Here is an 11,225-nt window from a genome sequence, read left to right as displayed (position 1 = left end):
TCAACCATTTCAGCTACTTCTTCAACGGCTTCAGCAATATCTTCCACGGCTTCAACCATTTCAGCTGCTTCTGCAACGGCCTCAGCAATATCTTCCACGGCTTCAACCATTTCAGCTACTTCTTCAACGGCCTCAGCAACATCTTCTACTGCTTCTGCAATATCTTCTGCAACTTCAGCAACATCAGCCTCGATCTTCTCTTCCTCTTCATAGGCATATTCTGCCATTGCTACAGCAAGATCATCACGATAAACGCTGTTATCCATGTCTAAATCTACTGCGCGCTGGAAGGCAAGGATGGCATTCTTTGTATCATCCATAACCTGATATGAAGTTCCCAATCGATGCCAGGCAACTGCTTTATCGCTGAAATTATCGAGCAATTCAATGCTGCGTTGATAATATGGGATCGATTTTTCAGGCTCGCCTTGTCGCATATGTGCAAAGGCCAGGTTGTTATAGGCCCAGCCAAATTCAGGCTCGACTTCGATAGATTTATCATAAGCTTTGATGGCCTGATCATAAGCGCCTGAATTGATGTAAATATTTCCTAACTCGTTCCACAATTGGTGCTCACTCATTGTTATCTCCTATCTCTAGAATTAGACTTTGTAGTTGATTGAATAGATTGACCTGATTTTTTTGTCGGATATTGTTTTTTCAGATTTTCCATCTGCGTTGAAGGGTCTTTATTCAGGGCTTCGTACAAATAATTGAATGCCCTTTTCAAACAATAATTTCGTTTTTTCATAATCTCCCTTCTGGGTATTCCCAGTGCAAGTTTCTCCTGGCTTGCTCAATCTGAACGAGAAACTCGAAACTTGCTGATGTTTTATCCGATTCAACTCTCATGTTTGGTTTTTTATTTAGCATAGCAATTACTCATCAGGCTTAGTCTGGCGCGAGAAAGAATTGGAGATTTTTGAGGATCAAGGACGCGCGCATTCTCAAAAGCTGCTACCGCCAAAGAAGGCTCATTTAGCCGACGATAGACATTTCCCAATTGATTCCAGGATAAAGCTTTGTCTTTTCCCTGGTCGAATAAACGGATACTTTTTTCGTAAAGCGGAACAGCATCTCGATAGAGACCGTTTACCGTATTTGCCAACGCCAGGTTGTAATAAGGCCAGCCATTATTTGGGTCCAGTTCTATCGCGATCAGAAATGCATCTTCCGCTAATTCATACATTCGCTTACGCACATAAAATGTGCCCAGATCAAGCCAATAATCCACTTTACCAGCCTTCTTGTTCTTCTTTAGAACTTTACGCAGTAAAGCATTTTTATTGACTTTTCTTATTTGTGCGGCCGCAACGATCTGAACCGGCGTAGATGGTTCGGGTACCTCGACAGGATTACTGTCGGGGTTGCTTTCTTGTGGAGTTATGTCGGTTTCCGCAGGTGTTAAACCCCAATCCCTAAATGGGCCGGGAATGAGTAGATTTTTATCCAGCAAATTCCCGTTTTTAGAAAGATTGCCAGCTTCTCGATATGCACTCACGGCATTGCCATATTTTCCCGAATCCCGGTAGGTATTACCCAACTTGCATAATATGTTGGCTTTTTCCTGGTCGTCTGGAAAAATATCAATACTTTTGATATAGAGCAAAATCGCATTTTTATATTTTTTTTGTCGGGTATAGATCAGGGCCATATTGGCGTAAGGCCATCCAAAATCCTTTTTTAGTTGGATAGCTTTGTAATAGAATTTGATTGCTTTATTAAATTTTTCAGAGCGATAATAGATATTGCCAAGCAAATTCCAGGCATTCGCCTGATTTTGATCTAATCCCAGAGCACGCTGGAGGGCGCTTTGTGCCATATCGTCTTCTGTAATGCTGCCTATTTCAAACCAAATATCGGCTTGACGGAAATCAATTTCAAGAGATTTTTCGTAGCATTCAACGGCCTTGGGGTTGTCCCCTGCAGCTGAATAAGCTTTGCCTAAGCCTTTCCAGGCGTATCCAAAATTAGGCGCTACTCGAACCGCTTTCTGAAAGGCTTCAATGGATCTTTTTATTTGTCCGTGGTGGAGGTAAACTTCACCAAGACCTTGCCAGCTAATGGGATTTCCATGAGAAATTGAAAGAGCGGTTTTATAGGCAGTGATGGATTCATCAAGCATGAACAAGGTGGAATAAAGGCTCGCGAGATTATTCCAAATATCGCTGGTTTCTGGAATGATTGCTGCGATTTTTTTTTGAATTAGGACCGCGTCATCATAATTTTCAAGTTCTGTCTGGACCAGGGCAAATGCAGTCTGACTTGCCAATCGAAATTGCTCATCTTCTATGATCTCTGCAACTTCAAGGGCTTTGGCCAAGAACTGTAAAGCCCTCGGGTAATCTTTTTGACGAAAATAGAATATGCCCAGTTTAATCAGCAAATAGGATCGTTTGATCAATCCTTCCAGGTCATCACGGATATCCGCTGAAAGTAGTTGGGTTAGAGAGGGTTCTTCCCCTACGATAGCCTGGCTTTCTTCTATTCCGGAAGAATTTTTCGAGAAATGAGTGGCAATCCGGGGTAAAACATGTTCCCATCCGGAAGTGGAAGAAAATTCTATGAGTTTGTGCTGAAAAAACCAATAATCGGGAGAATCTTGAACGTAAGCGATCAGATCTGGTTTTGTAAGCCAGTAAACAACGCGAATATGATTGTTTATAAAAAAATCACTATGAGTATTAAGCATTGCATAGATATTTTCATCTGTGCTACGCCCCAAATGCATGATAAAGAAGACCGTCTGATCCCAGTGATTATTGCGGGTGATCTCGTCAATCATATTATTCTTTCCGTCAACATCTGGCGTGATATGAGTGATGGATTGGCCTTGCCAAGTCAGACGTGCTTCCAAATCGGCAACAGCCTTCGCTCCATCGAGAGGGTTTTCGTAAACAGCCAGGAATATGGCTGGCATTTTCCAGCGTGCAGCAAGACCAAGCTCTTTGGAGAGTTTATCCAATGGTCTTATTTCTGATGCTGGAGATGCATGCCCTTTACTCATTGATCAATTTCCTTAGCACTGGATGAATATCGCACCAATTATCTCCATTACGGTATTCCAGAATAGCTAATAATTGCAATAGAGGGCGTAAGCGATCAACGTATTCCAGTTTTTTTGTCTGATAGATCGTTTTCAAAAGTTTGATATCATCCCGGTTCAATATTCGGCGATATTCATTCCGTATTTCAGTTGCAGTCCATTCAACATCTTCCATTTCTATCAATGGTGCGTTGCGACGCCGTGCACGTCCAATAGATGTTCGCATGATACGTGCCATTTCCCTGAAAACGCCACCGCTATACTTAATTGCCTGATCAAGTGCCTCCCCATCAATTAAAGACCGGGACATCCGCAAATCTATAAATTTCCTGAGGGTGCCGTACCCTGCATCAGAGATAACTTCTTCGCCCGCTTTGGTGTGAATGTTGATATTGGGCAGAAAGACAGCCTGGTCACGAATGGCATCAAATTCCTTGCTATAAAATAGCGCACTTGAGACCGTATAAACAATTGCACAGTTTGGTTGAGTCATGATCTCGCGACGATCATGGAATATAGCCCGTGCCTTATCAAGTTCTGGCTTATCCAAATCATCTATCAAGACCAGGGGGAAGCGCTTCTCTTTGGCGTAAATTGCAGAAGAAATCGCATTAATGACTGCGATCAAGCCGGTGACGTCTTTTTCAAATGTCTGGCGGATCTCAACTCGTGTCGCAGGTTCCAGTTTCATCCGCACTCCGGCATTTGCAAAAAATGCGTCTATCCCCGCACCAATCTCACTCGACAGGCGTCCATTTTGGATCGTTCCAATTTCCTGTTCAATTTTTCCTTTCCAGCTATCGAGTTCTTTGAGTAACTGGTCTGGCAATTCACCACCTGATTGTTTATATTCAATAAAAAGGCGCCCCCCAATAGCGAGTAAGACATCACGGAAATCCAGATCGATAATATCTGCATAATTGCGGATGGTGAAATTTATCGGCCAATATTTTTTTTGAATATCCGCATCATTCACCAGGTGCAGCAGTTCGGTCGATTTCCCACAGCCTCGATGTCCTGAAAAGAAAAATTTAGGTGGCTTGTAAAATGGGGCCATCAAGGCATCCTTCAATTCTGCGAGAGGATTACCAAATCGACTCACATAAAATGGATTATCTTTTCCATCAGATGTAGGTCGCAGAGGAAGATCCAATTCAAAGTTAAGCCAAGCTCTGTCAAAATCTTTTGCACGTTCGTAATGTAGTTTATCCATGTTATCCATTCTTTCTAGAAACTTAAATCCAATGAAGCAAAACGATTTGCATTTGTGACCGAATCCTGAAGGTCAAGATTTTGTTTCTCCCAATTGGGTTGAGACCAAATTTCAACGTGGTCTCCCTGACCAACCAACACAGCCTGATTCTCTTCTGAAAGCTCGGCATAATCAGATAAGCGTTCAGATAATTGCATTTTGTCCGCCTCCTTTAGCTGTGTAAGTACCGTATTGCCTAAAAGAAGACGAGCCAATAAGCGTACTAATGGATCAGCCATATTCAGGCCGATCACCCGTTGGTAGAGTTTTGTAAAAGAGTTTTCAGACATAATGATAAGGTTTCGATCAAAGCCCTGAATCATATAAATATTGCCCGCGAGTTCGTTCAAAAAATACCCCGGAAGAGTGATGGATCTATTGGTATCGATCTGACTGGTGTACTGTCCATAAAACATAGTCTTTGTCATTCCTGATTTCATCTCAACCCGTTTTCAATTTCTTGTTGACGATATTCTAGGCAAGGAAGGCTTTTTCGGATATGAAGATATGAAGACACTTTTACAGCATCTTTCTACCAGAATAAAAATGTACATGCGATTGTCTATATTTCACACCCTGCTACTCCAATTTCCTTCCCTATGGGTGTATATAAAAGTACATCCTGGAAACTACTCATTCACAGGTCAGATTTATGGGTAAAAAATATCCTTCCCGACCTACGGAAAGGATTTAAACAAAAATCCCCTGGGAAAATCCCGGGGGATTGATAAAAACAACCTGATTGATTTCTAGCTACCTACCACATTCTTTTTTAGGGTGGTTGAGTAGATCTGAGCGTAGTAAAGGGGCGAAGAGCGTATCGAAACCACAGAATTTGGTTACTTTTACTCGCTAGTTGGTTTCCCTGGCCCGGAGCGCCAGGACGGGCGATATGCCAAAAAGCATCGGCTACTCACCTTTGCCGCACCACAAGTGCAGGCAACCAACGAACATTTCTTTTTAGCAAACTGTCAGGTGGCTAGATTAGTTTTATTCTTTGCCATCCTCCACCAACCCCTTGCGTACGGCGTATAAGGCAATTTGGGTACGATTTTCCAATTGTAATTTGCTAAGAATTTTACTCACGTTTTTTGCAACTGTACCCTCAGTGACGGTCAATTTTTGAGCAATTTCCTGATTGGCCAACCCTTTTGCAATAAACTGTAATGTTTCCATTTCCTTATTTGTCAGGGGCGAGGGTTTGTTTGTTGAGGATGAGTAATCTTCGATGCCCCGGATTGCCATCAAGGCCATTGATGAGGGGATAAATGCCTCACCCTTATAAACTTCTCGAATCGCATTAATTAATTCTTCTGAGGTGGCGTCCTTGAGCAAATAGCCCACCGCTCCCAAATTAATCGCTTTCACGATCTTCTCGGTATCACTAAATGCGGTCACCACAAGGATGCGGGTTTTTGGCGCAATTTTTAAAATTTTAGGAATGGTTTCCAACCCACCTTGTATGGGCATAACCATATCCAGGAGAATCACATCTGGCTTGAGCTCCTCGACGATTTTTACAGCTTCGACCCCATTCTCAGCCTCACCGACAACCTTGATATCCTCGTAAAATGAAAGGATTGCGGTTAATCCCTGCCTGACAACAGCCTGATCTTCTACTACAAGAACTTTAATTTGTGTGTTCATTTCATCCTCAGCAATACGGTTATCCTGGTGCCATTTTCTGAATTTGAAGCCACCTTCAGATCAGCCCCGATTTTTTTTGCGCGTGTTTGCATATTTTTAATTCCGAGTCCAAATTGATTGGAATTTTTAGTATCAAAACCGTTGCCATTATCACTGATCTCAAGCCTGATATTCACCCTGGCTTTTTTCAGCTTTACCTTTATGGCAGTGGCACTGGAATGCTTGATAATATTATTCAACGCTTCCTGGGCAATAAAAAACAAGGCAAGCTCTTCTTCGGAAGATAAATGAATAGTAGGGTCAATATCAATATTTCTTTCCACATCCGCCCGGCCCTCCACTGCTTCCAGGCGGCGTGTCAAAACAATAACCAACCCGTCCCGCTCAAGATCAATCGGTTGGAGATTATGCAAAAACAAACGCATTTCCTTCAAAGCCTGACGGGCATTAAAACCAAGATCTGTGACAATTTCTCCAGGGTCAAACTGCTTTCCGGATTCCAATTCTAAACGGGCAGCCTCTGTTTTCATGACGAGACCGTATAAACGTTGGGTAACCGAATCATGCAGATCACGGATCACACGCTGACGTTCTGCCAGGGTGCTGGCTATATCCCGACGGCGGTCACTCCTCACAAAGGAACCGATCTGCTCTGCCACGGTTTCGAGGCGAACAATTTCATCAACGCTATAGACCCTGGATTCACGGGCCAGTAATATCAGGCCAACAAAATCATTTTCAGCAATGATGGGAACCCAAAGCAAGCTGCCTGCAATTTTGTGACCAAAAAATATTGGTACCCGGGCATCATTTTGAACATCATTGATCAAAAGGGTTTTTCGAGATTTTAATAATTCTGATACAAGTTCATTTTTTTGATCAAGAAAAGCCAGGCTTTCAATATAATCCGGATTAATCCCATGATGGGCAACAAGCAAAAAGCGATTATCGTCTTTAAGTTCCTCGTCTTTTAAGAAAACCGCCGTAACCTGGCTGCTAAAAGAATATGCCAGTTGATACATTGTCGCAGTGATGAAGTCATCTATATTTTCAGAGCGGCTTGCTGCCCCGGCTATCGAATGCATCAAACTGAACATCTCATCACGGGCTTGCTGACGGGCTCCTTCCACCCTTCGGCGTTCCGAGTGGTCACGCAATAGAATCAGGGAACCGATCATTGAATCATTTGAATCTTTTAGATGCAATATTCTGATATGAAGGTATAAAAACTTATCTTTTATATTGAAAGACCCTTTTGCATCCAATTCCTGACCCGTTTCCAGGGTTCTAATAATATTGGGCCAGGGGGAAAAAATAGTTTTTGCATCTGATCCATAAAGATGCTTGCTGGTAATTCCCAGCATTTCTCTGGCAACGGGATTTGTATCCACAATCCGGTTTTGAACGTCCAGAAGCAGCCATCCCTCACGCATTTGCTCGACAACCAGATCACGTGAAAAGGGAATGGGGTCAACGGTCTTTGTTCGAAATAAGGTAAAACCAATTACCAGGCCACTGACAGAAAAAGAATACATTTGCAGGGTATACGGTTCAAAAAACAATTCAATACCCAGGACCTTAGGTAAAATGGGAATGAAGGTTGCGATCAATATGAAGAGTGTTTTTCTTCGCAAAGCACCAATCCCCATTGACATTCCTGAAACAACAATGATGATCGTCAGGAATAGTATTGTAACAACATAAAAATCATGGATATAATCCCAAATCCAAAAAGTAGCGGCTGGCTTGGGGTAGATTTGCCCACTTGTGTTTAACCCTAATATGATTCCCAGTGAAATAACCGGTTCCAGGAAAAAATAGACCTTTCGTGGAAGATCAAACCAAACTGGTCTATTTACGTATTCCAATGCGAAAAAAAGCAGGGCTGAAGCAGCTGCGGTACTCCCCAGATAGAGTGATAAAAGGACTATTTTAGAATCGCTGATCAGCTGGGTTTTGTGAAAAAAAACAAGTGCGTAACTCACCAAAAGTACAGCTGTCAAAAATAAAAAGTTCTGACTTCCAATAAGTTTTTGTCTCAAAAAACGAATCCCAATCAGAAAACCCGCCAGCCATACGATCAGAAAAAGCATGTCCATGAAATTTGGCATAATACCACTCAATATTGGGTAATGATCAGGTTTATATTCATCTCAGTTGTTCTAAAAATTCAAAGCCCCTCTTGTTCATAAATTTTCTCAGGTCAATTTTCTGATCGATCTGAGCCGTTTTGATCAATTTCAAGGCTTCATCCAGGCGATTTATCGAGGCCAGAAGGGCGCTCATATTAAGGAGGGGCTGCACCTGATCGGATGAGTGTTCAATTGCCTTTTGATAAGCTTTCTGTGCTTGTGTGATTCTTCCCAAATCTGCGTAAATATTACCACACTCATTCCAGGCGGAGGCAAGCCCGGGATCCCGGCGAATCGCTTTATTAATATCGTCGAGGGCATCAGAACGACGACCTAATAACCTTTTACCCTGCGCGAGAAGGACCAGGAAATGTTCGGTGTCCAAACCCAGGGAGTCTGCTTTTTCCAGTGCGGCATAGGCCTGTTCATAATCTTCCAGTTGGATCAGAATGATTGCCAGGCCAATATATAAGGGCGCTTCAAGTTCAGGGAAGGTATTTTCAGGCAGACCAGTAATACCCTGCTTGATGGTATCCAATGCCCCTTCCCAGTCCTCTTGCTGGACAAACAGGCCAGCTATTTCCCCAAATAAATTCACCCTCATCTGGATCGTTTCGGGCTGATCGGGTAATTCCCGCAGCATTTCATCCCGGTAAGCCAGGGCCGCATCAAAATCATTCTCAAAAATATGCCAGGGCCATTCGATCCAGGTCAGGCCCTGGAATGAGGTAGAGCGTTTGGGAGTGGCACGTTCTCCGATCAGATCAACCACGCGGTGGCGAAAGGCCCAAAAATCCGGGGCAATTAAAGAGAGTTGTCTCGCTTCTTTCTCGGTCAGCCAAACGATACAGCGAATATTTTCATCAATAAAATATTCACGATGCAGGTTCAAGGCCCGATAGGCATCCGCATCATTATAACCTCCCCCAAGGCTGAGATCAGCTATGGAATAGATCCTGTTCTCCCCTCTTCTTTCAGCAATCGATCCAGCGATATTGGCGGAATCGCTGCGTACACGAATGGGGATCAGTTCCTGGTCCAACGCTGCCAAATAAGTTGAAAGGCTGGCTTCGGCATCTTCAAACACATGCGCTGACCGATAGATCGCCAGCATGATAATAGGACCCTCCCACTGAAGTGCAAATTCAATTTCAGTAATCAGCTGGTCTACCTGTTCTGTAAAATGCTTTCCCTGTCTCATATTTTTTCTGCCCATCCAATATTGATGATCGCAATTCTATCAGATATATGAAATCTTTAGGATGGACGCAATCCACTATTTTTCTCGCCAGCATGCACTGCGTTGGGGCTGGTCTACCATACCCCAGGGCAGAGCTTTGGGAAAAAGATCATAAAAATGCGTGAGTCCAGTGATTTAATGAAGCCCGCTTTGAAGCCTGGCATCTTGTATGATGGGTAAATACAAGCGCAGATAACCCGGGGAAAAAGACCGGTACTGCGCCAGGCAATTTAGATGACGAAAGGAGGTGACGATGAAAGGTTATGTCTGTGCCCGACCACCCCGCCCATAATGTGGGGTGGCAACGCGGCGCGAAATACCCCTCCATTCGTACTCACCATTTTCTTTGCAGCAGCATTATCGCCAGGGGGCATCCAAGATTCCTTCGCAATCCATTGACACCCGCCATCCGTTCAGACTCCGCCCCACCCCTGCAAGGGGGGAGGTTTCGCGCCTCCTTTATCAAAGTCCTACTCAATTCAGGAGAAAATAGAATGGCTAACAAAATTCAAGCCTGGGCCGCCTATGGCCCAAAGATCGAGCTGGCGAACCCGATGACCAAAGAGGAGATCATCGAGAATATTGTCGCCGCCACCAACCAGAGCAAGGGCTCGGTACTGGCCGTGCTCTCTGAGCTGGATGTGCAGACCGAAGCTGGTTTGAAACCTGCGGGAGGTTATGCTATCTGCGGGAGGATTATCCGCTTTAATTAATCAAAGAACCCTGGAATGATCTCCAGGGTTCTTTGTGTGACGATAACCCGTCAGTTTGGATCAACCCGGCTGAGGGGATCAGCTGGCTTATGCCTTAGTAAAGGTTTTTCTTCCATACTGCCAGATAATATACCCGACAACGATGAAGTACAGTCCAAACAGAATTAGAGCTGCAGAATCTGATTTCAGGGCGGGAAGGACCCAATTGGACCAATTGAACATTGTATGCCCCAGCATTGCGGCAAAAATACTTCCCTTTGTGTTTGCGTAGAACCATGCCAGAATAATGCCAACCAGAGTTGTCGTCAGCATAAGTCCCCAAAAAGGACGGTTATAGTAATCCTCTGCGCGCGGGACAAAGAATAGGGGCAGATGCCAGAGACCCCACATCAAGCCTGCCAAGATCGCTGCCGTCAGCGCATCATATTTACTTTGTAGATGCTCAAAAACATATCCACGCCAGCCGAATTCCTCCTGCAAAGGACCAGCGAGGAAGAAAATATAAATCAGGGCAACGGGCAACGCAACAGGTTCTGCCAATACGGCGAACTCAGGGAGTGAATTGCCAAGCAAGCCGGACAATGCCAGTGAACCACCGATCAACACCGGGAAGGTCAGGAGAACGACCCACCACCATTTACCAAGGCGGGCCATGAAGCCGCGTTTGAGCAGATCTTTTACTCCTGCACCCCTCTGGTAAAAAAAAGTTGTTACAATCGCAGCAACAAGCGGCCCCCATGCCCCCAGGTTGAGAGCGAGAATACTTTTTACACCTTCCGGTGCAATCCACATATTCTGCGCGATCAAGGCTTCAGGGATCCAGATTAACCAGGAAAAACCGTATGCGATTAACATGAAGACAATGATTGAATATTTTTTGGGCGTTTTTGTGTTATTGGACATAATAATCTCCTTAACTAAATTGAAATGATTGTTTGAAGGTATCAAGCAACAGGCATCAAACTGCCTAAAAGAATTTTTTGCTTGAATGGAGTATACAAATATATGCTGTTATTCACATCGTCCAAATGGACAAAATCTATTGTCTTTTAGGACATTGTCCACTGGGGTAACTTACTTAAAAATGCTTTAAATACTACTTTTTGGTGATATTGAATTATAGTAAAATCGCGTTACGATTTTCTTATCGATAGGAGATATGTATGAATACAGTCACTGTTTCCACCAAATAGCA

Annotated in this window: 10 protein-coding genes; 1 reads left to right on the top strand and 9 read right to left on the bottom strand. The window is 43.7% G+C overall.

The window, feature by feature from the left end; all coding sequences use genetic code 11:
- The 8 genes from AC3DOM_RS07325 to AC3DOM_RS07290 form a co-directional block, all read right to left on the bottom strand.
- Positions 1–581, bottom strand: a 581-nt coding sequence (locus AC3DOM_RS07325; RefSeq protein ID WP_487918382.1) for a tetratricopeptide repeat protein, incomplete at its 3' end; no start/stop codon positions are given.
- A 281-nt stretch (positions 582–862) separates the two neighbouring features.
- A complete protein-coding gene (locus AC3DOM_RS07320) occupies positions 863–3,007 on the bottom strand; it encodes a tetratricopeptide repeat protein (RefSeq protein WP_487918381.1) in 2,145 nt (714 codons plus the stop codon).
- Positions 3,000–4,259, bottom strand: coding sequence for a hypothetical protein (locus tag AC3DOM_RS07315; RefSeq protein ID WP_487918380.1), 1,260 nt, complete (start codon positions 4,257–4,259; stop codon positions 3,000–3,002). Before AC3DOM_RS07315 ends, AC3DOM_RS07320 begins: the two co-directional genes overlap by 8 nt.
- Before the next feature lie 14 nt (positions 4,260–4,273).
- A complete protein-coding gene (locus AC3DOM_RS07310) occupies positions 4,274–4,588 on the bottom strand; it encodes an MraZ C-terminal domain-containing protein (RefSeq protein ID WP_487918379.1) in 315 nt (104 codons plus the stop codon).
- A 700-nt stretch (positions 4,589–5,288) separates the two neighbouring features.
- A complete protein-coding gene (locus AC3DOM_RS07305; protein WP_487918378.1) occupies positions 5,289–5,945 on the bottom strand; it encodes a response regulator in 657 nt (218 codons plus the stop codon).
- Positions 5,942–8,056 carry a histidine kinase gene (locus tag AC3DOM_RS07300; RefSeq protein WP_487918377.1) on the bottom strand — a complete coding sequence of 705 codons (2,115 nt, stop codon included), beginning with the start codon at positions 8,054–8,056 and terminating at the stop codon, positions 5,942–5,944. Before AC3DOM_RS07300 ends, AC3DOM_RS07305 begins: the two co-directional genes overlap by 4 nt.
- Before the next feature lie 37 nt (positions 8,057–8,093).
- Positions 8,094–9,278: a tetratricopeptide repeat protein gene (locus AC3DOM_RS07295; RefSeq protein WP_487918376.1), complete on the bottom strand. Its 1,185-nt coding sequence runs from the start codon at positions 9,276–9,278 to the stop codon at positions 8,094–8,096.
- A gap of 269 nt (positions 9,279–9,547) precedes the next feature.
- A complete protein-coding gene (locus AC3DOM_RS07290; protein WP_487918375.1) occupies positions 9,548–9,691 on the bottom strand; it encodes a hypothetical protein in 144 nt (47 codons plus the stop codon).
- Between the two features lie 120 nt (positions 9,692–9,811).
- On the opposite strand from AC3DOM_RS07290, the gene AC3DOM_RS07285 reads away from it, so the two are divergent.
- On the top strand, positions 9,812–10,030 hold the full coding sequence (locus tag AC3DOM_RS07285; RefSeq protein ID WP_487918374.1) for an HU family DNA-binding protein: 219 nt from the start codon (positions 9,812–9,814) through the stop codon (positions 10,028–10,030).
- Between the two features lie 87 nt (positions 10,031–10,117).
- On the opposite strand, the gene AC3DOM_RS07280 is transcribed toward AC3DOM_RS07285, so the two are convergent.
- The gene (locus AC3DOM_RS07280; protein WP_487918373.1) at positions 10,118–10,933 is read right to left on the bottom strand and encodes a CPBP family glutamic-type intramembrane protease; all 816 of its coding nucleotides are present in this window, start codon (positions 10,931–10,933) and stop codon (positions 10,118–10,120) included.
- Between the last annotated feature and the right edge of the window lie 292 nt (positions 10,934–11,225).

This window comes from Candidatus Desulfolinea nitratireducens (assembly GCF_982879505.1).
This window is presented reverse-complemented; position numbering and strand designations above follow the sequence as displayed.